1 protein-coding gene is annotated in these 395 nt (G+C 50.6%); it reads right to left on the bottom strand.

All coding sequences use genetic code 11. The annotated features are described in order from the left end of the window. Positions 1-395 (bottom strand): Ig-like domain-containing protein (locus tag B1748_RS36250; protein WP_179216025.1); only part of this gene is annotated, 395 nt, incomplete at both ends.

Here is a 395-nt window from a genome sequence, read left to right as displayed (position 1 = left end):
CTTTGATCCCAGGTGTTGTTTGGAGCAAATACCGGCAGCATCTGTTGATTGCCAAGGAATTCGTTTCCGCCATCAATAACGGTCAGACTTTGCGCTTTGGCTGGAGGGGCTGCCTTATCTTGCCTGGTAATGATAACCGTTTTGAAAGCCGACAGTTGGCCGTTAACGTTCTGTGTCGCCGTCACTCGGACAACTCCGTTTTTCAAGGCAGTCAATAAGCCATTTTGATCAATCGTCGCCGCATCCGTGGAAGTGCCGTCCACATTACTCACTTCCCAATCCACCGATGCGGCTGTATGCTCCACATTTACGGCAGCCGACAGCTGCAGCGTACCATGCTGCACATTAATCGTTGTGGATTGATTCGCACTGGATACAACTAACTTCGGCGCAAG

This window comes from Paenibacillus sp. MY03, assembly GCF_002165585.1.
Taxonomy (GTDB): domain Bacteria; phylum Bacillota; class Bacilli; order Paenibacillales; family Paenibacillaceae; genus Pristimantibacillus; species Pristimantibacillus agaridevorans.
This window is presented reverse-complemented; position numbering and strand designations above follow the sequence as displayed.